At 50.0% G+C, this 24284-nt stretch carries 25 protein-coding genes, 2 pseudogenes and 1 other annotated feature; of the genes and pseudogenes, 17 read left to right on the plus strand and 10 right to left on the minus strand.

All coding sequences use genetic code 11. The annotated features are described in order from the left end of the window. Window positions 1–60, plus strand: a 60-nt coding sequence (locus RTW80_RS31500; protein WP_071528444.1) for an IS1 family transposase, incomplete at its 5' end; no start/stop codon positions are given. Window positions 61–320: 260 nt separating this feature from the next. Here RTW80_RS31500 and cysB read toward each other — a convergent pair. Further along, window positions 321–1295, minus strand: coding sequence for an HTH-type transcriptional regulator CysB (cysB, locus tag RTW80_RS18835; protein WP_000776253.1), 975 nt, complete (start codon window positions 1293–1295; stop codon window positions 321–323). 209 nt (window positions 1296–1504) lie between these two features. Next, window positions 1505–4102: a type I DNA topoisomerase gene (gene topA, locus RTW80_RS18840; RefSeq protein WP_001297122.1), complete on the minus strand. Its 2598-nt coding sequence runs from the start codon at window positions 4100–4102 to the stop codon at window positions 1505–1507. 379 nt (window positions 4103–4481) lie between these two features. Here topA and RTW80_RS18845 point away from each other — a divergent pair, with 379 nt between their 5' ends. Continuing rightward, complete coding sequence (locus RTW80_RS18845; protein ID WP_001031530.1) at window positions 4482–4733, plus strand: YciN family protein; 252 nt, start codon at window positions 4482–4484, stop codon at window positions 4731–4733. 35 nt (window positions 4734–4768) lie between these two features. On the opposite strand, the gene sohB is transcribed toward RTW80_RS18845, so the two are convergent. Further along, window positions 4769–5818 (minus strand): protease SohB, encoded by a 1050-nt coding sequence (gene sohB, locus RTW80_RS18850; RefSeq protein WP_000422046.1) that lies wholly within the window; start codon window positions 5816–5818, stop codon window positions 4769–4771. A 219-nt stretch (window positions 5819–6037) separates the two neighbouring features. Between sohB and RTW80_RS18855 the strand changes: the two genes are divergently transcribed. Both RTW80_RS18855 and cobO read left to right on the plus strand, forming a co-directional pair. Then, window positions 6038–6796, plus strand: coding sequence for a YciK family oxidoreductase (locus RTW80_RS18855; protein ID WP_032248039.1), 759 nt, complete (start codon window positions 6038–6040; stop codon window positions 6794–6796). Continuing rightward, the gene (gene cobO / locus RTW80_RS18860) at window positions 6793–7383 is read left to right on the plus strand and encodes a cob(I)yrinic acid a,c-diamide adenosyltransferase (protein WP_001278906.1); all 591 of its coding nucleotides are present in this window, start codon (window positions 6793–6795) and stop codon (window positions 7381–7383) included. The genes RTW80_RS18855 and cobO overlap by 4 nt, the downstream gene beginning before the upstream one ends. 39 nt (window positions 7384–7422) lie before the next feature. Here cobO and rluB read toward each other — a convergent pair whose 3' ends face one another. The 4 genes and pseudogenes from rluB to rnm form a co-directional block, all read right to left on the minus strand. Continuing rightward, window positions 7423–8298 (minus strand): 23S rRNA pseudouridine(2605) synthase RluB, encoded by an 876-nt coding sequence (rluB, locus tag RTW80_RS18865; protein WP_001291217.1) that lies wholly within the window; start codon window positions 8296–8298, stop codon window positions 7423–7425. Window positions 8299–8508: 210 nt separating this feature from the next. Next, window positions 8509–10405, minus strand: a pseudogene (locus tag RTW80_RS18870) (DUF2207 domain-containing protein). Window positions 10406–10432: 27 nt separating this feature from the next. Next, the gene (locus RTW80_RS18875) at window positions 10433–11053 is read right to left on the minus strand and encodes an L-threonylcarbamoyladenylate synthase (RefSeq protein WP_001295575.1); all 621 of its coding nucleotides are present in this window, start codon (window positions 11051–11053) and stop codon (window positions 10433–10435) included. Then, window positions 11050–11931 (minus strand): RNase RNM, encoded by an 882-nt coding sequence (gene rnm / locus RTW80_RS18880; RefSeq protein WP_001285661.1) that lies wholly within the window; start codon window positions 11929–11931, stop codon window positions 11050–11052. Before rnm ends, RTW80_RS18875 begins: the two co-directional genes overlap by 4 nt. Window positions 11932–12068: 137 nt before the next feature. Between rnm and trpL the strand changes: the two genes are divergently transcribed. From trpL to RTW80_RS18925, 9 genes are all read left to right on the plus strand, one after another. Then, window positions 12069–12113, plus strand: a complete 45-nt coding sequence (gene trpL / locus RTW80_RS18885) for a trp operon leader peptide (RefSeq protein ID WP_001386774.1) — start codon at window positions 12069–12071, stop codon at window positions 12111–12113. Continuing rightward, window positions 12090–12183, plus strand: a sequence feature (Trp leader region). (Overlaps the previous gene by 24 nt.) Window positions 12184–12204: 21 nt before the next feature. Continuing rightward, window positions 12205–13767, plus strand: a complete 1563-nt coding sequence (gene trpE, locus RTW80_RS18890) for an anthranilate synthase component I (RefSeq protein WP_001194567.1) — start codon at window positions 12205–12207, stop codon at window positions 13765–13767. Further along, entirely contained in the window at window positions 13767–15362 is a 1596-nt protein-coding gene (gene trpD / locus RTW80_RS18895) for a bifunctional anthranilate synthase glutamate amidotransferase component TrpG/anthranilate phosphoribosyltransferase TrpD (protein ID WP_000763511.1), read from the plus strand. The genes trpE and trpD overlap by 1 nt, the downstream gene beginning before the upstream one ends. Beyond that, window positions 15363–16724 carry a bifunctional indole-3-glycerol-phosphate synthase TrpC/phosphoribosylanthranilate isomerase TrpF gene (gene trpCF / locus RTW80_RS18900; protein ID WP_000983865.1) on the plus strand — a complete coding sequence of 454 codons (1362 nt, stop codon included), beginning with the start codon at window positions 15363–15365 and terminating at the stop codon, window positions 16722–16724. Between the two features lie 11 nt (window positions 16725–16735). Next, entirely contained in the window at window positions 16736–17929 is a 1194-nt protein-coding gene (gene trpB, locus RTW80_RS18905) for a tryptophan synthase subunit beta (protein WP_000209520.1), read from the plus strand. Further along, the gene (trpA, locus tag RTW80_RS18910) at window positions 17929–18735 is read left to right on the plus strand and encodes a tryptophan synthase subunit alpha (protein ID WP_000443067.1); all 807 of its coding nucleotides are present in this window, start codon (window positions 17929–17931) and stop codon (window positions 18733–18735) included. The genes trpB and trpA overlap by 1 nt, the downstream gene beginning before the upstream one ends. 380 nt (window positions 18736–19115) lie before the next feature. Further along, window positions 19116–19295: a general stress protein gene (locus tag RTW80_RS18915; protein WP_000807651.1), complete on the plus strand. Its 180-nt coding sequence runs from the start codon at window positions 19116–19118 to the stop codon at window positions 19293–19295. Window positions 19296–19380: 85 nt separating this feature from the next. After that, window positions 19381–19881 (plus strand): ferritin-like domain-containing protein, encoded by a 501-nt coding sequence (locus RTW80_RS18920; protein ID WP_001056490.1) that lies wholly within the window; start codon window positions 19381–19383, stop codon window positions 19879–19881. Window positions 19882–19926: 45 nt separating this feature from the next. Continuing rightward, window positions 19927–20433 (plus strand): ferritin-like domain-containing protein, encoded by a 507-nt coding sequence (locus tag RTW80_RS18925; protein ID WP_001079505.1) that lies wholly within the window; start codon window positions 19927–19929, stop codon window positions 20431–20433. A 59-nt stretch (window positions 20434–20492) separates the two neighbouring features. On the opposite strand, the gene ompW is transcribed toward RTW80_RS18925, so the two are convergent. Then, complete coding sequence (gene ompW / locus RTW80_RS18930; protein WP_000737226.1) at window positions 20493–21131, minus strand: outer membrane protein OmpW; 639 nt, start codon at window positions 21129–21131, stop codon at window positions 20493–20495. Window positions 21132–21370: 239 nt separating this feature from the next. On the opposite strand from ompW, the pseudogene RTW80_RS18935 reads away from it, so the two are divergent. The 4 genes and pseudogenes from RTW80_RS18935 to yciA all read left to right on the plus strand — a co-directional run. Further along, window positions 21371–21460, plus strand: a pseudogene (locus RTW80_RS18935) (YkgJ family cysteine cluster protein); the annotation flags it as partial. 27 nt (window positions 21461–21487) lie between these two features. Beyond that, complete coding sequence (locus RTW80_RS18940) at window positions 21488–22231, plus strand: YciC family protein (protein WP_000028540.1); 744 nt, start codon at window positions 21488–21490, stop codon at window positions 22229–22231. A 29-nt stretch (window positions 22232–22260) separates the two neighbouring features. Further along, window positions 22261–22800, plus strand: coding sequence for a septation protein A (locus RTW80_RS18945; RefSeq protein ID WP_000808667.1), 540 nt, complete (start codon window positions 22261–22263; stop codon window positions 22798–22800). A 104-nt stretch (window positions 22801–22904) separates the two neighbouring features. Continuing rightward, the gene (gene yciA, locus RTW80_RS18950; RefSeq protein WP_000108160.1) at window positions 22905–23303 is read left to right on the plus strand and encodes an acyl-CoA thioester hydrolase YciA; all 399 of its coding nucleotides are present in this window, start codon (window positions 22905–22907) and stop codon (window positions 23301–23303) included. Between the two features lie 39 nt (window positions 23304–23342). On the opposite strand, the gene tonB is transcribed toward yciA, so the two are convergent. Together tonB and RTW80_RS31505 are read right to left on the minus strand one after the other, a co-directional pair. After that, window positions 23343–24062, minus strand: coding sequence for a TonB system transport protein TonB (tonB, locus tag RTW80_RS18955; RefSeq protein WP_001300409.1), 720 nt, complete (start codon window positions 24060–24062; stop codon window positions 23343–23345). A 163-nt stretch (window positions 24063–24225) separates the two neighbouring features. Further along, window positions 24226–24282, minus strand: a complete 57-nt coding sequence (locus RTW80_RS31505) for an IS1 family transposase (RefSeq protein WP_003032489.1) — start codon at window positions 24280–24282, stop codon at window positions 24226–24228. Window positions 24283–24284: the final 2 nt, after the last annotated feature.

The following is a 24284-nucleotide window of genomic DNA, read 5'->3' on the forward strand; positions in this document are numbered from 1 at the left end:
TCGGTGGAGCTGCATGACAAAGTCATCGGGCATTATCTGAACATAAAACACTATCAATAAGTTGGAGTCATTACCGAAACTTTAGTCAAAAATCCAGCGAATTTACGAATCGTCTCCAGTGAATAATTCAATCTTTTGACCTGAAATAGATATTTGAAAACTGGAGTTTGCGAGGCGGGTAATTAGACACTACTTTACAGGTAATTTACCCTATAAATATGAGGGATAAAAATATTGTGCACGGTATAGAAATAAGTAACAAAAGAGAATATATTCCGGCACCTTCGCTACATAAAAGGTGCCGAAAATAACGCAAGAAATTATTTTTCCGGCAGTTTTATATCTTTAAACATGACCTCAATTTCTTCATTAGAGCGCAATGCGACAGCCGCATCAACGACATCACGCGTTAAATGCGGTGCAAAACGCTGAATGAAATCATACATATAACTGCGCAAGAAAGTACTACGGCGAAAACCAATTTTGGTTGTACTGTGGCTGAAGATATCGTGAGCATCAACACGCACAAGGTCGGGATCGGCGACCGGATCCACCGCCATGCTGGCAATGACCCCTACCCCCAGCCCTAACCGGACGTAAGTTTTAATGACGTCAGCATCCGTTGCCGTGAAAACGATACGCGGCGTTAACCCTGCGCGATTAAAGGCAGTATCCAGTTCTGAACGTCCGGTAAAGCCGAAGGTATATGTCACCAACGGATATTGCGCCAGTTCTTCAATGGTAATGGCTTTTTTGCCTGCCAGCGGGTGATCCGGAGTGACTACAATAGCCCGATTCCAGTGGTAGCACGGTAACATCACTAAATCTTCATACAGATGCAGCGCTTCTGTGGCGATAGCGAAATCAGCATTGCCTTTAGAGACGGCATCAGCAATTTGTGTCGGCGAGCCCTGGTGCATATGCAAAGAAACGCGAGGATAACGCTCAATAAAGCCTTTGATGACGTTTGGTAATGCGTAGCGTGCCTGGGTATGCGTGGTGGCGATATACAGTGAACCTTTATCCGGCCAGGTGTGCTCTCCGGCAACCGATTTTATGGCATCGACTTTCGACAGGACTTCGCGAGCGATACGAATTATTTCTTGCCCTGCTGGCGTTACCTGCGTCAGGTGCTTGCCGCTTCGGGAAAAAATTTGAATGCCTAGCTCGTCTTCCAGCATTCTGACTTGTTTACTGATCCCGGGTTGTGATGTGTAAAGTCCTTCCGCTGTTGATGAGACATTCAGGTTATGATTGACCACCTCAACAATATAGCGAAGTTGTTGTAATTTCATGTTAAACCATCCACTTAGACGCCATCAGAACATCGTTTTTTCGTCACACCTGGCGGGTGACTAATACGATTTAATAATAAAAAAGGTGCTAACTATAACCACTATATCATTTATAGCCTTAGTGTATAGGTGTGAAGAAAAAATAATATGCAATAAAAAAGGGCCGCTTTCGCGACCCTTTGTTTATAAAAACCTGACAGAATTAAAGGTTATTTTTTTCCTTCAACCCATTTGCCATCAACATAAAATGCTGACCAGCCAGTCGCCTTTCCGTCTTTTTCCGAAGAGACATATTGCTGTTTGGTTTTACGGCTAAAGCGAACCATGGTCTTATTACCTTCCGGATCCTGCTGTGGCGCATCGGCCAGATAACGCAGTTTTTCCGGCAGACGGTCGCGGAAGCGATAAAGCTCTTCCACCAGTGGCGCACGCGTTTCACGCGATTTCGGGAAAGTGTTGGCAGCCAGGAACACACCGGCAGCACCGTCACGCAGCACGAAATAAGCATCTGATTTTTCGCACGGCAGCTCAGGTAATGGCACCGGATCTTCTTTCGGTGGTGCCACTTCGCCGTTACGTAAAATCTTACGTGTGTTTTTACACTCTTCGTTGGTGCAGGCCATGTATTTACCGAAACGCCCCATTTTCAGGTGCATTTCAGAGCCACATTTTTCACACTCAACGATCGGGCCGTCATAACCTTTAATGCGGAATTCGCCCTCTTCGATCTCGTAACCGTCGCAGGTTGGGTTATTACCACAGACATGCAACTTACGTTTCGGATCGATGAGATAGCTGTCCATCGCCGTGCCGCATTTCGGGCAACGACGTTTTGCGCGCAGCGCGTTGGTTTCAGCGTCTTCGCCTTCCAGCACGTTCAGCACTTCGTTTTCCGGCACCAGGTTAATGGTGGTTTTGCAACGCTCTTTCGGCGGCAGCGCATAGCCAGAACAGCCAAGGAATACCCCGGTGCTCGCTGTGCGAATCCCCATTTTGCGACCACAAGTCGGGCAGTCAATGCTGGTCAGAACCATCTGGTTCGGGCGCATACCACCCTCTTCCGGATCTTTTTCAGCTTTATCTAACTGCTGGGTGAAATCCGAGAAGAAGTGATCCAGTACAGCTTTCCACTCTGCTTCGTGATTTGCCACCTGGTCAAGGCTGTTTTCCATCTGCGCGGTGAAGTCGTAGTTCATTAACTCGCGGAAATTCTCTTCCAGGCGATCGGTGACGATTTCGCCCATTTTTTCCGCATAGAAACGACGATTTTCTACTCGCACATAGCCACGATCCTGAATGGTCGAAATGATCGACGCATAGGTAGACGGACGACCGATACCACGTTTTTCCAGTTCTTTAACCAGCGATGCTTCACTGAAACGGGCTGGCGGCTTGGTAAAGTGCTGGGCTGGTGTCAGTTCAACGAGCGTCAGAGCATCGCCTTTATTAACTGCTGGTAAGATGCGATCTTCATCGCCTTTACGCAACGCAGGCATCACTTTTGTCCAGCCATCAAAACGCAAAATACGACCGCGTGCTTTCAGGCGGAAATCGCCCGCACCAACGGTCAGCGTCGTGGAGTCATATTTCGCTGGGGTCATCTGGCAGGCAACGAACTGACGCCAGATTAACTGGTACAGTTTCTGCGCATCTGCTTCCATATCCTTCAGCGATTCCGCCATCACATTGACGTCAGAAGGACGAATCGCTTCGTGCGCTTCCTGTGAGTTTTCTTTGCTGGCGTACTGATTCGGACTTTCCGGCAGATATTTCTTACCAAAATTATCGCTGATATAACCGCGAACCATATTTACCGCGTCCTGACTCAGGTTAGTGGAGTCGGTACGCATGTAAGTGATATAGCCTGCTTCATACAAACGCTGCGCCATCATCATGGTTTTTTTCACGCCAAACCCAAGACGGGTGCTGGCAGCTTGTTGCAGCGTAGAGGTAATAAAAGGAGCGCCAGGTTTACTGGTTGTCGGTTTGTCTTCACGTTCCAGCACGCTGTAGCGCGCTTTTTCCAGCAGACTTACCGCAGCCTGAGTTTGTTCTTTGTTGACCGGACGGAACGGTTTGTCGTTCTGATGAGTCACCTGCAACGCCAACGCTTCACCAGATGGCGTGGTCGTGCTGGCATCGACTTCCCAGAACTCTTCCGGCACGAACGCTTTAATTTCACGCTCACGCTCGACCACCAGGCGGACTGCCACCGACTGCACACGACCGGCAGACAGACCACGAGCGATCTTTTTCCATAGCAGCGGCGAAACCATATACCCCACCACGCGGTCCATAAAGCGACGCGCCTGCTGGGCATTAACACGATCAATATTCAGCTCACCCGGTTTGTTAAATGCCTGGCGGATCGCGTTTTTAGTAATTTCGTTAAACACCACTCGGCTATAGCGCGCATCATCACCCCCAATCACTTCCCGCAGGTGCCATGCAATGGCTTCCCCTTCGCGGTCAAGGTCGGTTGCGAGATAGATGTGGTCGGCTTTTTCAGCCAGTTGTTTCAGTTCAGAGACGACCTTCTCTTTACCAGGCAACACTTCATAGTGCGCCTCCCAATTGTGCCACGGGTCAACCCCCATACGGTTGACGAGAGCGCCACGTTCATCCTTTTTAGGCTTTTTAGCCGTCTTGGTGGAGGTAGAGTCGGCACTCTTTTTGGCAGCTGAGCCACTGGTCGGCAAATCGCGGATGTGACCGACGCTGGATTTCACCACGTAGTCACTACCCAGATACTTGTTGATCGTTTTGGCTTTTGCCGGGGACTCAACGATGACAAGAGCTTTACCCATATTCACCTTACCTAATTTGATTCTTCCAGGAATGCGTCGCACGTTGATAAACCTTCCACTGGCAACGAGTTACCGATATGGACTCGCTCTCTGCGGATATCAACCCCTTGTCGTGACTCTGTTCACGAAAATTCAGGTGACTGAGTTAACAGGTCTTGGCCTACAGGCGCTATAGCACGACGGAATTTTGGTCGAATGTCAAGCAAATCTATTGCCAGATTGACGAAAGCGTCACACTGTACCTGATAAAATCCGATACGCAACTTTATTAGCATGCAAAATCCAAAGTTGCCAGTAAGGCGCTCTTGCCACCAGCGTGGTATATTTGTCTGCAAGCCATGCCTGGCGTAGACTAATGTCCTTGTTTAAGGAGTAAATAATGAACAAAGAGACACAACCCATCGACCGCGAGACGCTGTTGAAAGAGGCCAACAAAATCATTCGTGAGCATGAGGATACGCTCGCAGGGATTGAAGCCACCGGCGTCACGCAGCGTAATGGCGTGCTGGTATTTACCGGCGACTACTTTTTAGATGAACAAGGATTGCCAACAGCCAAAAGCACCGCGGTGTTTAATATGTTCAAACACCTGGCCCATGTGCTTTCAGAAAAATATCACCTGGTTGATTAAAGCAAAACGCGAGGTCTTACCCTCGCGTTTGTCTTTTACATCAATGGCTTTTGCCCCCGCTGCCACCAGCGTAACAACAATCGATCGGCGCTCTCTGCCGCGCTGCCGGTGAGTCGGTCAATGAGTCGTTTACGCTGCATATAGCGTACATTGACCACTTCACGGCCTTCCATCAGGCTAAGAATAACTTCATCACTGGTGTTGATTTCATCAACCAGGCCTTTCTCTACCGCCTGTTGTCCGTACCAGTGTTCACCCGTTGCCACCTGTTCAATATCCAGAGACGGACGCATACGCTTCACAAAATCTTTAAATAACTGATGCGTTTCGTTCAGCTCTTCGCGGAATTTCTCCCGCCCTTCTTCGGTATTTTCACCCAGCAAGGTCAGCGTACGCTTATACTGCCCGGCGGTGTGAAGTTCGATATCAATATCTTTGCTTTTCAGGAAGCGGTTAAAGTTGGGCATTTGCGCCACCACCCCAATGGAACCCACAATAGCAAACGGTGCGGAAACAATTTTGTCCGCCACACAGGCCATCATGTAACCGCCGCTGGCAGCGACTTTGTCTACCGTAACAGTTAAAGGAATGTTTTTATCACGCAGACGCTGCAGCTGCGAAGCCGCCAACCCGTAACCATGCACCATGCCACCAGGGCTTTCCAGACGTAGTACAACCTGATCCTGCGGTTTGAATGCTGCGAGTACAGCCGTTATCTCTTCACGTAGCGAGTTCACTTCATGGGCGTCCATGCTGCCTTTAAAATCCAGCACCCAGACGCGGGGTTTACTGTCAGTTGCCACCTCTCCCAGTTTGGCTTTCGCTTTTGCTGCTTTCGCTTCTTGCTTATGCTTTTTCTTCTGCGCTTTGTGCCACTGTTTTTGCTGATGTGAGTCCATCAGCGCCGCGGCCAGTTCTTCTTTCATCTCCTTATACTGTTCGCTGAGATTGTTGACCCGTAACTCGCCACGCTGGCGTTTATTACGTTGAGCAACATTGACAATAATGGCGGCAATCGCCGCAATCGCTAGCACAACGGTAACGATTTTCGCCAAAAACAAACCATATTCAGACAACAATTCCACGAGTCCCCACCTTGGTTAAACAACGCTTTGGCTCACAGTTTACAACAGGCATGTTAAGCCGTCTCGCAGAGATGTTATTGCAGCGAAAGTATGACAAAGTATCCATTTTGCGGTGTTATCGCCCCAGGCTGATTGAAATGCCCTTCTGTTTCAGGCATAAAGCCCCAAAGTCATAAAGTACACTGGCAGCGCGACAGACAACGTCGTTGAGGAGTAGCCATGCATTACCAGCCAAAACAAGATTTACTCAATGATCGCATTATCCTGGTGACGGGAGCCAGTGATGGTATTGGTCGTGAAGCCGCGATGACGTATGCACGCTATGGTGCGACAGTGATTCTGTTGGGCCGTAATGAAGAAAAATTACGTCAGGTAGCCAGCCACATAAACGAAGAAACTGGGCGTCAGCCACAGTGGTTTATTCTCGATTTGCTGACCTGCAGGTCCGAAGATTGCCAACAACTGGCACAGCGCATTGCCGTTAATTATCCGCGTCTGGATGGTGTTTTGCATAATGCCGGATTGCTCGGCGATGTTTGTCCAATGAGCGAACAAAATCCACAGGTCTGGCAGGACGTCATACAGGTCAACGTTAATGCCACCTTTATGCTCACCCAGGCACTGCTTCCTTTATTACTCAAATCGGACGCCGGTTCACTGGTCTTTACTTCATCAAGCGTTGGACGTCAGGGACGAGCCAACTGGGGCGCATATGCAGCGTCGAAATTTGCCACCGAAGGGATGATGCAGGTACTGGCCGATGAATATCAGCAGCGCCTGCGCGTCAACTGCATTAACCCAGGCGGTACGCGCACCGCAATGCGTGCCAGCGCCTTCCCGACCGAAGATCCACAGAAACTTAAAACACCCGCTGATATCATGCCGCTCTACCTCTGGCTGATGGGCGATGACAGCCGCCGTAAAACCGGCATGACCTTTAACGCCCAACCGGGCCGTAAACCAGGAATTTCCCAATGAGTGATGAACGCTACCAACAGCGTCAGCAGCGAGTGAAAGAAAAAGTAGATGCTCGTGTGGCCCAGGCCCAGGATGAACGCGGTATTATCATCGTCTTTACCGGCAATGGAAAAGGCAAAACCACCGCGGCATTTGGTACGGCAACACGCGCAGTTGGTCACGGAAAAAAAGTAGGCGTCGTGCAGTTTATTAAAGGCACCTGGCCTAATGGCGAACGCAATCTGCTGGAGCCACATGGCGTTGAGTTTCAGGTGATGGCAACGGGCTTTACCTGGGATACACAAAACCGCGAGTCTGATACCGCCGCCTGCCGCGAAGTCTGGCAACATGCAAAGCGGATGCTTGCTGATTCCTCACTGGATATGGTTTTGCTTGATGAACTGACGTATATGGTGGCGTATGACTATTTGCCACTGGAAGAAGTGGTGCAGGCGTTAAATGAACGTCCACATCAACAGACGGTGATTATCACGGGTCGTGGTTGTCATCGGGATATTCTTGAACTGGCAGATACGGTAAGTGAATTACGCCCCGTCAAACATGCGTTTGATGCCGGTGTAAAAGCGCAGATAGGGATCGATTATTAATCTGTAAAAATGCCGGATATGACGTCCGGCATACTTTGATTAACCGTTATTATTACGTCCGCCAGAACGACGACCGCCGCTCACCTGACTGTGACGTTTCACCGCACGACGAATCTGATTCGCCTTCATGCGACGACGGTCTTTTTCTACAGCGACTTTAGAGCTGGTTTCTGGCGGTAGCTCCACCAGTTCGCGCAGATAGTTAGTCTGGGCGAGGTCCAGCTCCGTCCAGCCACCGCGTGGCAGACCTTTTGGCAGTGGGATATCACCGTAACGAACACGGATCAGGCGGCTCACCTGCACACCAACCGCTTCCCACAGACGACGAACTTCACGGTTACGGCCTTCGGTCAGAGTCACGTTGTACCACTGGTTGATCCCTTCGCCGCCGCTGAACTTGATGGTTTTAAAAGCTGCCGGACCATCTTCCAACTGCACGCCACGACTCAAATCACGCAGTTTCGCGTCGTCAACCTGACCAAATACACGCACGGCATATTCACGTTCAACTTCACGGCTTGGGTGCATTAAACGGTTTGCCAGTTCACCATCGGTGGTGAACAGCAGCAGACCACAGGTATTAACGTCCAAGCGACCCACGGCAATCCAGCGTGCGCCACGCAGTTTTGGCAGACGGTCAAACACCGTTGGACGTCCTTCCGGATCGTTACGGGTACACAACTCACCTTCCGGTTTGTAATAGGCCAGAACGCGACAAATTTGTTCAGCGGACTCACGTACCGAAATCAGGTGACCATCGATACGGATTTTCAATCCAGGGGTAACTTCAACACGATCGCCGAGTTTAGCAATTTTGCCATCAACACTCACACGACCGGCTTCAATAATAGATTCGATTTCACGGCGAGAACCGTGGCCGGCACGCGCCAGCACTTTCTGTAGCTTTTCGCTCATAGAGCTTCCTTTTGGTGTCGCCTTCCCAGGCGTCTGATATGCTTTTGTGCAACAGTGAGTCAGAACTTACATCTGACTCACTGATAGTAAAGTCTGTTTGAACTCTTCAGGCCTTAAGTAAACGACTCGACGTTTATCGGCCTGGCTTTGAGGCGCAACATACTACACTATCTTTATGGTTAAAGCTTGTTTCGATTAACATCAGCTTAATTACCAGCCACCACCGCCTCCGCCACCCGCGCCGCCGCCAGCACCACCACCGGAATAACTTCGCCCCAACAAACTGGTATTGGCCCCGCAACTTAGGTGCGTCTGTAATTGAGAATAAAACGCCGTTACGGGCAATCTCTGGAGCGCGAATCGCCGAAGAAAGCGAAGGGGCAATGCGTAACGCCCATTCCCTCCCCAAATTTGCCGATATAGCCCAACCTAGCAACGCGTAATCCAGTTTCCGTGTTTCCCCTTTCCGCCGACGTCCACTGTGTGTTGCTGCCTCTTTACGCGCAAGATAGTTAACGATAGCTTCACCGCGGGCATAACGTTGCTGCCCAGTTTGGGTAAACTTTGGCAGAAAAATATACCCCATGCCAGTGAGATAACCGGTCAGGCAAACAGCGCTAAAATAACCCGCTGGCATATACCAGTAAAAGAATACATCTCCGACATTGATATAGAGAGAATAGAAGGCCACGCCTGAACAAATCAGTGGTAAATACAAAGTGATGATTGCACGATTAACGCAAGGCTTGTCATCATCGCGGGCAAATAAAAGCTCAAGGGAACAAAATAAAAAAGGAATAATCCAGCAGATCATAATAAACATATCGCCTACCAGACTCATTCCTGCCCAACCTACGGGACTCAGGTTACCGTAGAGAATGACCGCCAATATTGCCAGTCCACCCCATTGCAAAAACGTATCAGGCCGGTAAAACGAAGACTTTTTACGCGGCAGATAAAATTTCTGCATCCGTAAAAATGCCCTGCGTAAGAGTCTGTTGCGTCTCCCCGTAAGAACGACCTTATCGCCTTTACGAAATAACGCTTCCAGTAATAACTGCTCTGCGGGCAGTAATACCTCATTATTTCTGGTCGCGCCTTCATTAACACAAATCAGGATTTGCTGGTTCTTATCATACTGATCTTCCAGATGAATTTTTCCCTTCACGATCAGATTTACGATATCGGCACAGAAACCTTTATCGTCGTAAACCAGCTTCGCATCGAGACGTAACATGCCGGGCGTGTAATCTGGCGGAATGACATCGGTTTCAATCACATCTACCGGCGTAAATTGCGGCCTGCGCTTCCAGAGATATAACCATCCACAAACCAGGAATAGACACGGAAACCAAATTAACAACGATGACGTGGAGGGTAAAAGAATATGGCTGAAAATATTCGTCGTTTGTGGAGCCGGGGCATTGCTGAGTAAAGCGTGAGGCCAGCGGTAGAGTACCGTGAAATCTTCACGATAAAACGGATCGCTGGATTCAATTCTTCCGTCCTCAAAGATGCGGCCATTTCGATATGTGTCGCCCTCTTCTCCAGTAAAGAGATCGATTTCGCTAAATGGATTACCCGCGATATCAGGGAACTTGAGTGAAAATCGGGTCTTATAGATTTCAAACGGCCAGTGGTTACCAGTCACGTTCCAGATTAACAGATCTGAATCTCCCTCACGCAGGAAAGCATTTTTAACCTGATAATGAATTTGATAATGATAGTCGCCTTGAGGCAAGAAACGTTGTTTATCGCCCACGACAATAATCATTAACCCGATATGCCAGTCAAGATGCCAGGGTTCAGGAATACCATCACGGGTGACGCCAACAATATGATAGTTCAGCAGTGCAGCGTCCCCATCAGGCTGCATCCAGAGTCGTGGTAAATCACGATAAAATCCGTGTTTAATCTGCTGATTTCGCGCCTGAAAATGAATATTTTCTTTGATGTCGAGCACCCCATCCGGTTGCAGAGTGGCTTCAACATCAAAGAGCGAAATCCCTTCTTCATAAGAAGGGATCTCCGTGTTTTCTGCATAACTTAGAGATGATACAAACAGCCCTGCTATCAACAGCAAAATGCAGCGAAACTTCCCTGCCATAGTCTTCCATCCGTGGAACGCAATTTGTTATAAGAAAGGCTTCACATCACCTACGCCTTCACGCACCACGACCGGCGTATCATCGGTAAGATCAATAACCGTTGTCGGTTTCTGCCCGAGATAGCCGCCGTGAATAATCAAATCTACCTGTTTTTCCAGACGGTCTTTAATTTCTTCGGGATCGGATTCGGTAAATTCGCTGCCTGGCAGCATTAGCGAAGTGGAAAGCATCGGTTCGCCCAGTGCTTCAAGCAACGCCTGCGCAATCGGGTTAGAAGGCACACGCATACCGATGGTTTTGCGTTTTTCCTGCAACAGACGGCGTGGCACTTCCTTCGTCCCCTTCAGGATGAAGGTATAGTTGCCCGGCGTGTTGTTTTTCATTAAACGAAACGCAACGTTATCCACAAATGAATAGGTCGAGAGTTCAGAAAGATCGCGACACATCAGGGTAAAGTTGTGACCGTCCGGCAGCTGGCGAATACGACAAATACGCTCCATCGCGTTTTTATCTTCAATTTTACAGCCGAGCGCATAGCCGGAATCAGTTGGATAAACAATCACCCCGCCTTTACGCACGATCTCCACCGCCTGGTTGATCAGACGTTGCTGTGGGTTATCAGGATGAATATAAAAAAACTGGCTCATAATTCCCTCTCTGTGGTGTTCTGCGGCTGTTCCCATAGCTGCCAGACGCCTTCAACGCCTGCGGGCAGCCAGAGTTTACGACCCAGTTCGATCCACGGGCATGGCTGATGAAAATCAGATCCTTGTGATGCCCATAAATGATGCTGACGCGCAAGGGCCGCCAGCTGGGTACGTTCATTGGGCGATTGCTGGCACTGCGCGACTTCCATCGCGTCACCGTGGTGTTCGGCAAAATGCGCAACCAATCTTTTCAGCCATTTAGCACTAAGATTGTACCGCCCAGGATGAGCTAGCACCGCCTTACCGCCAGAATGATGAATGACATCAATAGCTTGTTCTATTGTACACCACTGTGGCGGAACGTATCCGGTTTTCCCGCGCGCCAGATACTTTTTAAAGACATCCGCCATTGAACTGGCTTTGCCGCACTCAACAAGGAAACGCGCAAAATGACCGCGCGTCACTGCGCCGCCCTGCGCCAGTCGTTGTGCGCCTTCCAGCGCCCCAGGTATTTGCGCTTTTTCAAGTCTTTCGGCAATCAGCTGCGCCCGCTGATTGCGCCGTTCTGTCTGCTGCGCGAGGAACTCACACATTAGCGGATGAGTAATATCAATATTCAGCCCGACAATATGAATTTCATGATTTTCCCAGACCGTGGAAATTTCCACGCCGGGAATAAGATTCAGCGCCAGTCCCGAACGTGAAATTTCCTCTCTTGCTGGCGCGATTGCAGCTGTGGTGTCATGGTCGGTGATCGCCAGGGTGCCGACGCGCATCTCGACTGCACGGTGCACCAATGCTTCTGGCGTCAGGCAGCCATCGGAAGCTGTGGTATGGCTGTGCAGGTCGTAAATCACTGCGTAATTCGTGTCGCTCAAGGCGCACTCCCGTTCTGGATAATGTTTTTTGCGCCGACATCATAACGGTTCTGGCAAATATTCTGAAATGAGCTGTTGACAATTAATCATTGAACTAGTTAACTAGTACGCAAGTTCACGTAAAAAGGGTATCGACAATGAAAGCAATTTTCGTACTGAAAGCTTGGTGGCGCACTTCCTGAAACGGGCAGTGTATTCACCATGCGTAAAGCAATCAGATACCCAGCCCGCCTAATGAGCGGGCTTTTTTTTGAACAAAATTAGAGAATAACAATGCAAACACAAAAACCGACTCTCGAACTGCTAACCTGCGAAGGCGCTTATCGCGACAATCCCACCGCGCTTTTTCACCAATTGTGTGAGGATCGTCCGGCAACGCTGCTGCTGGAATCCGCAGATATCGACAGCAAAGATGATTTAAAAAGCCTGCTGCTGGTAGACAGTGCGCTACGCATTACAGCTTTAGGTGACACTGTCACAATCCAGTCCCTTTCCGGCAACGGCGAAGCCCTGCTGACACTACTGGATAACGCCCTGCCTGCGGGTGTGGAAAATGAACAATTACCAAACTGCCGTGTGCTGCGCTTCCCCCCTGTTAGTCCACTGCTGGATGAAGACGCTCGCTTATGCTCCCTTTCGGTTTTTGACGCTTTCCGCTTATTGCAGAATCTGTTGAATGTACCGAAGGAAGAACGAGAAGCCATGTTCTTCGGCGGCCTGTTCTCTTATGACCTTGTGGCGGGGTTTGAAGATTTACCGCAACTGTCAGCGGAAAATAACTGCCCTGATTTCTGTTTTTATCTCGCTGAAACGCTGATGGTGATTGACCATCAGAAAAAAAGCACCCGCATTCAGGCCAGCCTGTTTGCTCCGAATGAAGAAGAAAAACAACGTCTCACTGCTCGCCTGAACGATCTTCGCCAGCAACTGACCGAAACCGCGCCACCGCTGCCGGTGGTTTCCGTGCCGCATATGCGTTGTGAATGTAACCAGAGCGATGAAGAGTTCGGTGGCGTAGTGCGTTTGTTGCAAAAAGCGATTCGCGCTGGAGAAATTTTCCAGGTGGTGCCATCTCGCCGTTTCTCTCTGCCCTGCCCGTCACCGCTGGCGGCCTATTACGTGCTGAAAAAGAGTAATCCCAGCCCGTACATGTTTTTTATGCAGGATAATGATTTCACCCTGTTTGGCGCGTCGCCGGAAAGTTCGCTCAAATATGACGCCACCAGCCGCCAGATTGAGATCTACCCGATTGCCGGGACACGCCCACGCGGTCGTCGTGCCGATGGTTCACTGGACAGAGACCTCGACAGCCGCATCGAACTGGAAATGCGTACCGATCATAAAGAGCTTTCTGAACATCTGATGCTGGTGGATCTCGCCCGTAATGATCTGGCACGCATTTGCACCCCCGGCAGCCGCTACGTCGCCGATCTTACCAAAGTTGACCGTTACTCTTACGTGATGCACCTGGTCTCCCGCGTGGTCGGTGAGCTGCGCCACGATCTCGACGCCCTGCACGCTTACCGCGCCTGTATGAATATGGGAACGTTAAGCGGTGCGCCGAAAGTACGCGCTATGCAGTTAATTGCCGAGGCTGAAGGTCGTCGCCGCGGCAGCTACGGCGGCGCGGTAGGTTATTTCACCGCGCATGGCGATCTCGACACCTGCATTGTGATCCGCTCGGCGCTGGTGGAAAACAGTATCGCCACCGTGCAAGCCGGTGCTGGCGTAGTCCTTGATTCTGTTCCGCAGTCGGAAGCCGACGAAACCCGTAATAAAGCCCGCGCTGTACTGCGCGCTATTGCCACCGCGCATCATGCACAGGAGACTTTCTGATGGCTGACATTCTGCTGCTCGATAATATCGACTCTTTTACGTACAACCTGGCAGATCAGTTGCGCAGCAATGGGCATAACGTGGTGATTTACCGCAACCATATTCCGGCGCAAACCTTAATTGAACGCCTGGCGACCATGAGCAATCCGGTGCTGATGCTTTCTCCTGGCCCCGGTGTGCCGAGCGAAGCCGGTTGTATGCCGGAACTCCTCACCCGCTTGCGTGGCAAGCTGCCCATTATTGGCATTTGCCTCGGACATCAGGCGATTGTCGAAGCTTACGGGGGCTATGTCGGTCAGGCGGGCGAAATTCTCCACGGTAAAGCCTCCAGCATTGAACATGACGGTCAGGCGATGTTTGCCGGATTAACAAACCCGCTGCCGGTGGCGCGTTATCACTCGCTGGTTGGCAGTAACATTCCGGCCGGTTTAACCATCAACGCCCATTTTAATGGCATGGTGATGGCAGTACGTCACGATGCGGATCGCGTTTGTGGATTCCAGTTCCATCCGGAATCCATTCTCACCACCCAGGGCGCTCGCCTGCTGGAACAAACGCTGGCCTGGGCGCAGCAGAAACTAGAGCCAGCCAACACGCTGCAACCGATTCTGGAAAAACTGTATCAGGCGCAGACGCTTAGCCAACAAGAAAGCCACCAGCTGTTTTCAGCGGTGGTGCGTGGCGAGCTGAAGCCGGAACAACTGGCGGCGGCGCTGGTGAGCATGAAAATTCGCGGTGAGCACCCGAACGAGATCGCCGGGGCAGCAACCGCGCTACTGGAAAACGCAGCGCCGTTCCCGCGCCCGGATTATCTGTTTGCTGATATCGTCGGTACTGGCGGTGACGGCAGCAACAGTATCAATATTTCTACCGCCAGTGCGTTTGTCGCCGCGGCCTGTGGGCTGAAAGTGGCGAAACACGGCAACCGTAGCGTCTCCAGTAAATCTGGTTCGTCCGATCTGCTGGCGGCGTTCGGTATTAATCTTGATATGAACGCCGATAAATCGCGCCAGGCGCTGGATGAGTTAGGTGTATGTTTCCTCTTTGCGCCGAAGTATCACACTGGATTCCGCCACGCGATGCCGGTTCGCCAGCAACTGAAAACCCGCACCCTGTTCAATGTGCTGGGGCCATTGATTAACCCGGCGCATCCGCCGCTGGCGTTAATTGGTGTTTATAGTCCGGAACTGGTGCTGCCGATTGCCGAAACCTTGCGCGTGCTGGGGTATCAACGCGCGGCGGTGGTGCACAGCGGCGGGATGGATGAAGTTTCATTACACGCGCCGACAATCGTTGCCGAACTGCATGACGGCGAAATTAAAAGCTATCAGCTCACCGCAGAAGACTTTGGCCTGACACCCTACCACCAGGAGCAACTGGCAGGCGGAACACCGGAAGAAAACCGTGACATTTTAACACGTTTGTTACAAGGTAAAGGCGACGCCGCCCATGAAGCAGCCGTCGCTGCGAACGTCGCCATGTTAATGCGCCTGCATGGCCATGAAGATCTGCAAGCCAATGCGCAAACCGTTCTTGAGGTACTGCGCAGTGGTTCCGCTTACGACAGAGTCACCGCACTGGCGGCACGAGGGTAAATGATGCAAACCGTTTTAGCGAAAATCGTCGCAGACAAGGCGATTTGGGTAGAAGCCCGCAAACAGCAGCAACCGCTGGCCAGTTTTCAGAATGAGGTTCAGCCGAGCACGCGACATTTTTATGATGCGCTACAGGGTGCGCGCACGGCGTTTATTCTGGAGTGCAAGAAAGCGTCGCCGTCAAAAGGCGTGATCCGTGATGATTTCGATCCAGCACGCATTGCCGCCATTTATAAACATTACGCTTCGGCAATTTCGGTGCTGACTGATGAGAAATATTTTCAGGGGAGCTTTGATTTCCTCCCCATCGTCAGCCAAATCGCCCCGCAGCCGATTTTATGTAAAGACTTCATTATCGACCCTTACCAGATCTATCTGGCGCGCTATTACCAGGCCGATGCCTGCTTATTAATGCTTTCAGTACTGGATGACGACCAATATCGCCAGCTTGCCGCCGTCGCTCACAGTCTGGAGATGGGGGTGCTGACCGAAGTCAGTAATGAAGAGGAACAGGAGCGCGCCATTGCATTGGGAGCAAAGGTCGTTGGCATCAACAACCGCGATCTGCGTGATTTGTCGATTGATCTCAACCGTACCCGCGAGCTTGCGCCGAAACTGGGGCACAACGTGACGGTAATCAGCGAATCCGGCATCAATACTTACGCTCAGGTGCGCGAGTTAAGCCACTTCGCTAACGGTTTTCTGATTGGTTCGGCGTTGATGGCCCATGACGATTTGCACGCCGCCGTGCGCCGGGTGTTGCTGGGTGAGAATAAAGTATGCGGCCTGACGCGTGGGCAAGATGCTAAAGCAGCTTATGACGCGGGCGCGATTTACGGTGGGTTGATTTTTGTTGCGACATCACCGCGTTGCGTCAACGTTGAACAGGCGCAGGAAGTGATGGCTGCGGCACCGTTGCAGTATGTTGGCGTGTTCCGCAATCACGATATTGCCGATGTGGTGGACAAAGCTAAGGTGTTATCGCTGGCGGCAGTGCAACTGCATGGTAATGAAGAACAGCTGTATATCGATACGCTGCGTGAAGCTCTGCCAGCACATGTTGCCATCTGGAAAGCATTAAGCGTCGGTGAAACCCTGCCCGCCCGCGAGTTTCAGCACGTTGATAAATATGTTTTAGACAACGGCCAGGGTGGAAGCGGGCAACGTTTTGACTGGTCACTATTAAATGGTCAATCGCTTGGCAACGTTCTGCTGGCGGGGGGCTTAGGCGCAGATAACTGCGTGGAAGCGGCACAAACCGGCTGCGCCGGACTTGATTTTAATTCTGCTGTAGAGTCGCAACCGGGCATCAAAGACGCACGTCTTTTGGCCTCGGTTTTCCAGACGCTGCGCGCATATTAAGGAAAGGAACAATGACAACATTACTTAACCCCTATTTTGGTGAGTTTGGCGGCATGTACGTGCCACAAATCCTGATGCCTGCTCTGCGCCAGCTGGAAGAAGCTTTTGTCAGTGCGCAAAAAGATCCTGAATTTCAGGCTCAGTTCAACGACCTGCTGAAAAACTATGCCGGGCGTCCAACCGCGCTGACCAAATGCCAGAACATTACAGCCGGGACGAACACCACGCTGTATCTCAAGCGTGAAGATTTGCTGCACGGCGGCGCGCATAAAACTAACCAGGTGCTGGGGCAGGCGTTGCTGGCGAAGCGGATGGGTAAAACCGAAATCATCGCCGAAACCGGTGCCGGTCAGCATGGCGTGGCGTCGGCCCTTGCCAGCGCCCTGCTCGGCCTGAAATGCCGTATTTATATGGGTGCCAAAGACGTTGAACGCCAGTCGCCTAACGTTTTTCGTATGCGCTTAATGGGTGCGGAAGTGATCCCGGTGCATAGCGGTTCCGCGACGCTGAAAGATGCCTGTAACGAGGCGCTGCGCGACTGGTCCGGTAGTTACGAAACCGCGCACTATATGCTGGGCACCGCAGCTGGCCCGCATCCTTATCCGACCATTGTGCGTGAGTTTCAGCGGATGATTGGCGAAGAAACCAAAGCGCAGATTCTGGAAAGAGAAGGTCGCCTGCCGGATGCCGTTATCGCCTGTGTTGGCGGCGGTTCGAATGCCATCGGCATGTTTGCTGATTTCATCAATGAAACCAACGTCGGCCTGATTGGTGTGGAGCCAGGTGGTCACGGTATCGAAACTGGCGAGCACGGCGCACCGCTAAAACATGGTCGCGTGGGTATCTATTTCGGTATGAAAGCGCCGATGATGCAAACCGAAGACGGGCAGATTGAAGAATCTTACTCCATCTCCGCCGGACTGGATTTCCCGTCTGTCGGCCCACAACACGCGTATCTTAACAGCACTGGACGCGCTGATTACGTGTCTATTACCGATGATGAAGCCCTTGAAGCCTTCAAAACGCTGTGCCTGCACGAAGGGATCATCCCGGCGCTGGAATCCTCCCACGCCCTGGCCCATGCGTTGAAAATGATGCGCGAAAACCCGGATAAAGAGCAGCTACTGGTGGTTAACCTTTCCGGTCGCGGCGATAAAGACATCTTCACCGTTCACGATATTTTGAAAGCACGAGGGGAAATCTGATGGAACGCTACGAATCTCTGTTTGCCCAGTTGAAGGAGCGCAAAGAAGGCGCATTCGTTCCTTTCGTCACGCTCGGTGATCCGGGCATTGAGCAGTCATTGAAAATTATCGATACGCTAATTGAAGCCGGTGCTGACGCGCTGGAGTTAGGTATCCCCTTCTCCGACCCACTGGCGGATGGCCCGACGATTCAAAACGCCACTCTGCGCGCCTTTGCGGCAGGTGTGACTCCGGCACAATGTTTTGAAATGCTGGCACTGATTCGCCAGAAACACCCGACCATTCCCATTGGCCTGTTGATGTATGCCAATCTGGTGTTTAACAAAGGCATTGATGAGTTTTATGCCCAGTGCGAAAAAGTCGGCGTCGATTCGGTGCTGGTTGCCGATGTGCCAGTTGAAGAGTCCGCGCCCTTCCGCCAGGCCGCGTTGCGTCATAATGTCGCACCTATCTTCATCTGCCCGCCAAATGCCGATGACGACCTGCTGCGCCAGATAGCCTCTTACGGTCGTGGTTACACCTATTTGCTGTCACGAGCAGGCGTGACCGGCGCAGAAAACCGCGCCGCGTTACCCCTCAATCATCTGGTTGCGAAGCTGAAAGAGTACAACGCTGCACCTCCATTGCAGGGATTTGGTATTTCCGCCCCGGATCAGGTAAAAGCAGCGATTGATGCAGGAGCTGCGGGCGCGATTTCTGGTTCGGCCATTGTTAAAATCATCGAGCAACATATTAATGAGCCAGAGAAAATGCTGGCGGCACTGAAAGTTTTTGTACAACCGATGAAAGCGGCGACGCGCAGTTAATCCCACAGCCGCCAGTTCCGCTGGCGGCATTTTAACTTTCTTTAATGAAGCCGGAAAAATCCTAAATTCATTTAATATTTATCTTTTTACCGTTTCGCTTACCCCGGTCGAACGTCAACTTACGTCATTTTTCCGCCCAACAGTAATATAATCAAACAAATTAATCCCGCAACATAACACCAGTAAAATCAATAATTTTCTCTAAGTCACTTATTCCTCAGGTAATTGTTAATATATCCAGAATGTTCCTCAAAATATATTTTCCCTCTATCTTCTCGTTGCGCTTAATTTGACTAATTCTCATTAGCGACTAATTTTAATGAGTGTCGACACACAACACTCATATTAATGAAACAATGCAACGCAACGGGAGAAATAACATGGCCGAACATCGTGGTGGTTCAGGAAATTTCGCCGAAGACCGTGAGAAGGCATCCGACGCAGGCCGTAAAGGCGGTCAGCATAGCGGCGGTAATTTTAAAAATGATCCGCAACGCGCATCTGAAGCGGGTAAAAAAGGCGGACAACAAAGCGGTGGTAATAAATCAGGCAAATCCTGATTCACCGTTAATTATTAATATCAGCTGATAAAGATAATTGCATCTGCGGGCCGTATGGCTCGCAGTGATTTCACTGGAGAAAAATATGAATATGAAGACCATTGAAGATGTATTTATTCACCTGCTTTCAGATACCTACAGCGCAGAAAAACAATTAACCCGGGCACTGGCAAAACTCGCAAGAGCAACATCAAATGAAAAATTAAGTCAGGCTTTTCATGCGCACCTCGAGGAAACTCATGGACAGATTGAACGTATTGATCAAGTTGTGGAGTCCGAATCGAACCTGAAAATTAAGCGCATGAAATGTGTGGCAATGGAAGGTCTTATTGAAGAAGCTAATGAGGTCATCGAAAGTACCGAGAAAAACGAAGTGCGTGATGCCGCACTGATTGCCGCAGCACAGAAAGTCGAGCATTATGAGATTGCCAGTTACGGGACATTAGCGACGCTGGCTGAACAATTAGGTTACCGTAAAGCAGCGAAGCTTCTGAAAGAAACCCTGGAAGAAGAAAAGGCCACCGACATCAAACTGACTGATCTGGCCATTAATAACGTAAATAAGAAAGCCGAAAATAAAGCCTGAAATATGAATTTTAACTTTTAGTCATTTTATAAAGAGGACATTTTCATGAATCGTATTGAACATTATCATGACTGGTTACGTGACGCCCACGCAATGGAAAAGCAAGCCGAATCTATGCTTGAATCCATGGCCAGCCGTATAGATAATTATCCTGAACTACGCGCTCGTATTGAACAACATCTTAGTGAAACCAAAAACCAGATTGTTCAACTGGAAACTATTCTTGATCGTAATGACATTTCACGTTCAGTCATTAAAGATTCCATGAGTAAAATGGCTGCGCTTGGGCAGTCAATCGGTGGTATATTCCCTTCTGATGAAATAGTCAAAGGCTCTATTAGCGGATATGTCTTCGAGCAATTTGAAATCGCCTGTTACACCTCACTATTAGCAGCAGCAAAAAATGCCGGTGATACAGCTTCAATTCCAACCATCGAAGCGATTTTAAATGAGGAAAAGCAAATGGCCGACTGGCTGATTCAGAATATTCCGCAAACAACTGAGAAATTTTTAATTCGCTCTGAAACTGATGGCGTAGAAGCGAAGAAATAATACCCTTTATACCATGTCCTTATTGACCCCGTATATTACGGGGTCGTTTTTGTGCGGAATTAAAAACGATATCCTGCTGAGAACATAAACACCCACGGATCGAGGCGTACGCTATCGTGTTGCTGTGCACCGCCCAGCTTATAATTGGCGGTGGTATCGATATCCATGTACCACACTGACATGTTAACCAACCAGTCACGGTTAATCAGATAATCAACCCCCACCTGCCCGGCAGCTCCCCAGGAATCTTTCAGACTGAGATCGGAAAGCCCTGCCTCTTTGCCATGATCGTTAAATCCATTATCAAAGAAGGTGGTGTAGTTAATACCTGCCCCAACGTAAGGACGGAATTTGCTGCTGGCATCACCAAAATACCACTGCGCCATCAGTGTTGGTGGCAGATGATGAACGGTTGCAATATCGCCGGTCGCCCGGGTGCCGATTTTATGGCGGAACGGCGTCGCTGCCAGTAATTCCACACCAATGTTGTCGGTCGCCATATAAGTAAACGTAAGGCCCAGTTGCGTGTTATTGGTCACGCTGAATCCACCCAGACTTCCTAACGTACCACCAGCACCTTCTGTTGGACGTACGGTTGCAGAACCTGCACGCATAAAAAATTCGCCTGCTTCATGCGCAAAGGCACTGCCAGAGAGAAGAGTTGTTACTGCCAAAGCCGCCACTGTTAACTTTTTCATATCCGCTCCGTCGTTATGGTTATAAAAACGTGACGAATATACCTACATTGGAGTAACAAATGATCCTACATAGATCACATTACATATGATAATTCACCCTTTATTGATCTGGATTAATTTAGAAGTTGCATTGAGAATCCTGGTTAATGTGATTTAAATCAATTTTTAAATATTTTCGCTACGCAAATATTAACTCGGTCGCCACTTGCCGCGATTTGCCCATGCCTGAAGGCCAGCAATTACCTCCGCTTTACAAAGATATGCTTTTCCATACAAGACCTGATGCTGCCACCCGAGGCTTAACCAGGGTACAATTGCCCGCTAATTAACACCTGCATAAAACTCAAGGAGAGTGCATGTCTATCACGGCGCAGTCCGTATACCGTGACACCGGAAATTTCTTCCGTAATCAATTTATGACCATTCTGTTGGTATCGTTGCTATGTGCGTTTATCACAGTGGTGTTAGGGCATGTTTTCTCACCCAGTGATGCACAGCTTGCGCAGCTCAATGACGGCGTACCCGTTAGCGGCAGTAGTGGGTTGTTCGACCTGGTTCAGAATATGTCACCGGAACAGCAACAAATTTTGCTGCAAGCTTCAGCGGCTTCCACTTTTTCAGGATTGATCGGTAACGCCATTCTCGCCGGAGGCGTAATATTAATTATCCAGCTGGTGTCTGCGGGTCAGAGAGTCAGTGCGCTGCGAGCTATTGGTGCCAGTGCGCCGATATTGCCCAAGTTATTTATTCTGATTTTTCTGACTACCCTTTTAGTACAGATTGGCATCATGCTGGTGGTCGTTCCGGGAATTATCATGGCCATTTTGCTGGCCCTGGCACCGGTGATGCTGGTACAGGACAAAATGGGCATTTTTGCCTCGATGCGTAGCAGTATGCGGCTGACTTGGGCGAATATGCGTCTGGTGGCACCCGCAGTACTGAGCTGGTTGCTGGCAAAAACACTGTTGCTGCTTTTTGCCTCTTCTTTTGCCGCATTAACCCCGGAAATTGGTGCCGTACTGGCGAACACCTTGAGCAACCTGATTTCAGCCATATTGCTCATCTATCTGTTCCGCCTGTATATGTTGATTCGCCAATAACCTTAAGCATTTGATTACGGAATCGTAAAATGAAGCAGTTTCTTGATTTTTTACCGCTGGTTGTCTTTTTCGCGTTTTACAAGATTTATGACATCTATGCAGCTACTGCGGCGCTGATCGTCGCCACGGCGATTGTGCTTATCTATAGCTGGGTTCGCTTTCGTAAGGTTGAGAAGATGGCCCTGATCACTTTTGTTCTGGTGGTCGTCTTCGGTGGCTTGACGCTGTTCTTCCACAATGATGAGTTTATTAAATGGAAGGTTACAGTCATTTATGCTCTATTTGCGGGAGCCCTGTTAGTCAGCCAATGGGTGATGAAAAAGCCGCTAATTCAGCGGATGCTGGGTAAAGAACTCACGCTGCCGCAACCGGTATGGTCGAAGCTGAATCTGGCCTGGGCTGTTTTCTTTATCCTTTGCGGTCTGGCAAACATCTACATCGCATTCTGGCTGCCGCAAAATATTTGGGTCAACTTTAAAGTCTTTGGCCTGACCGCCCTTACCTTAATCTTCACATTGTTAAGCGGTATCTATATCTACCGCCACATGCCGCAGGAAGATAAATCCTAACCAGACTGCCAGTCCTTCGGGGCTGGCGCTGTATCTCCTCTGTTCTCCTCAGGAAAATCATAGTAGCATCGCGCCTGTGATTTTCCTTTTAAGTCGGTTTTACCATGTCTACAACACATAACGTCCCTCAGGGCGATCTTGTTTTACGTACTTTAGCCATGCCCGCCGATACCAATGCCAATGGTGACATCTTTGGTGGTTGGTTAATGTCACAAATGGATATTGGCGGCGCTATTCTGGCAAAAGAAATTGCCCACGGTCGCGTAGTGACTGTGCGGGTTGAAGGAATGACTTTCTTACGGCCGGTTGCGGTCGGCGATGTGGTGTGCTGCTATGCACGCTGTGTCCAGAAAGGGACGACATCGGTCAGCATTAATATTGAAGTGTGGGTGAAAAAAGTAGCGTCTGAACCAATCGGGCAACGGTATAAAGCGACAGAAGCATTATTTAAGTATGTCGCGGTTGATCCTGAAGGAAAACCTCGCGCCTTACCTGTTGAGTAATAGTCAAAAGCCTCCGGTCGGAGGCTTTTGACTTTATGCTTACTGAATTTCGGTGGTGCCGTTAATTTTAAACAGGATATTCACCACAATCCCACTGCCTGGCTTACCCGGCTCATAACGCCATCTGCGCATCGCATTTTTCACCTCACGCTCAAACATGTTCGCTGGCTTGGCTGAGAGGATTTGTACGTTATCCACGCGACCATCCGGCGTGACGTCAAATTTAACTTTAACCTGCCCTTCAATGCGCAATGCCTGTGCTCGTGCCGGATACTGCGGCTGATTACGGCTTAATGCGCGTGGTCCTGAAGCCACACTGGTAACCGGCTTGCTGGTTGCAGCCGTTGCTGTACTTGATGTCGGGCGTGCCGGTGCCGTATTTTCAAACGGTGATGCCGGACGCGACTCTACGGGTTTGACATCGCGTTTTGGCTGCTCCTGTACCTTTTTCACCGGCTTCGGTTTTGGCTTAGGTTTCGGCTTCGGCTTTTCAATGACCACCGGTGCTTCTTTTGGCGGTTCGGGGATCGGCTCAGGTTCCGGTTCTGGCTCTACCACCGGCTCCGGTGGCGGCTGAACGGCTTGTGGCGGTTCGAGATCAGCAGGCGTAACCATCGTGACAGAAATCGGCTGCGCAGGCGCAGGTAGTTCAATAACCTGATGTACCGAGGTATAGAGCAGACCCGCCACAACAGCACCATGAATGCAGACCGAAAGTAACGTCGGCCAGGGGAAGCGGCGAGGTAAATCAAGGGTCATTGAAGTCATAATCATTTCAGTAGAAAAACCAGGTCTCGATTTTAAATGCAAATAGCAATCATATTCAATAAGGCAAGACGATCAGGATCAGTGAAAATGTCATTTTTGGCGTAATTACCCTTACTTTATGCATGGCCTTAACAAAGACGGTAATGACTCCAACTTATTGATAGTGTTTTATGTTCAGATAATGCCCGATGACTTTGTCATGCAGCTCCACCG

Origin of the sequence: Escherichia sp. AM3, from assembly GCF_032029835.1 — a bacterium.
Lineage (GTDB): Bacteria > Pseudomonadota > Gammaproteobacteria > Enterobacterales > Enterobacteriaceae > Escherichia > Escherichia coli.

Bases quoted from the DNA above. Each gene is read 5' to 3' on its own strand.
- RTW80_RS18855 (WP_032248039.1), top strand. From the start codon at position 6,038: ATGCATTACCAGCCAAAACAAGATTTACTCAATGATCGCATTATCCTG.
- yciA (WP_000108160.1), top strand. From the start codon at position 22,905: ATGTCTACAACACATAACGTCCCTCAGGGCGATCTTGTTTTACGTACT.
- ompW (WP_000737226.1), bottom strand. From the start codon at position 21,131: ATGAAAAAGTTAACAGTGGCGGCTTTGGCAGTAACAACTCTTCTCTCT.
- trpB (WP_000209520.1), top strand. From the start codon at position 16,736: ATGACAACATTACTTAACCCCTATTTTGGTGAGTTTGGCGGCATGTAC.
- RTW80_RS18845 (WP_001031530.1), top strand. From the start codon at position 4,482: ATGAACAAAGAGACACAACCCATCGACCGCGAGACGCTGTTGAAAGAG.
- RTW80_RS18875 (WP_001295575.1), bottom strand. From the start codon at position 11,053: ATGAGCCAGTTTTTTTATATTCATCCTGATAACCCACAGCAACGTCTG.
- RTW80_RS18945 (WP_000808667.1), top strand. From the start codon at position 22,261: ATGAAGCAGTTTCTTGATTTTTTACCGCTGGTTGTCTTTTTCGCGTTT.
- trpA (WP_000443067.1), top strand. From the start codon at position 17,929: ATGGAACGCTACGAATCTCTGTTTGCCCAGTTGAAGGAGCGCAAAGAA.
- RTW80_RS18915 (WP_000807651.1), top strand. From the start codon at position 19,116: ATGGCCGAACATCGTGGTGGTTCAGGAAATTTCGCCGAAGACCGTGAG.
- RTW80_RS18940 (WP_000028540.1), top strand. From the start codon at position 21,488: ATGTCTATCACGGCGCAGTCCGTATACCGTGACACCGGAAATTTCTTC.
- topA (WP_001297122.1), bottom strand. From the start codon at position 4,102: ATGGGTAAAGCTCTTGTCATCGTTGAGTCCCCGGCAAAAGCCAAAACG.
- rluB (WP_001291217.1), bottom strand. From the start codon at position 8,298: ATGAGCGAAAAGCTACAGAAAGTGCTGGCGCGTGCCGGCCACGGTTCT.
- trpCF (WP_000983865.1), top strand. From the start codon at position 15,363: ATGATGCAAACCGTTTTAGCGAAAATCGTCGCAGACAAGGCGATTTGG.
- RTW80_RS18920 (WP_001056490.1), top strand. From the start codon at position 19,381: ATGAATATGAAGACCATTGAAGATGTATTTATTCACCTGCTTTCAGAT.
- cobO (WP_001278906.1), top strand. From the start codon at position 6,793: ATGAGTGATGAACGCTACCAACAGCGTCAGCAGCGAGTGAAAGAAAAA.
- RTW80_RS18925 (WP_001079505.1), top strand. From the start codon at position 19,927: ATGAATCGTATTGAACATTATCATGACTGGTTACGTGACGCCCACGCA.
- trpD (WP_000763511.1), top strand. From the start codon at position 13,767: ATGGCTGACATTCTGCTGCTCGATAATATCGACTCTTTTACGTACAAC.
- cysB (WP_000776253.1), bottom strand. From the start codon at position 1,295: ATGAAATTACAACAACTTCGCTATATTGTTGAGGTGGTCAATCATAAC.
- trpE (WP_001194567.1), top strand. From the start codon at position 12,205: ATGCAAACACAAAAACCGACTCTCGAACTGCTAACCTGCGAAGGCGCT.
- tonB (WP_001300409.1), bottom strand. From the start codon at position 24,062: ATGACCCTTGATTTACCTCGCCGCTTCCCCTGGCCGACGTTACTTTCG.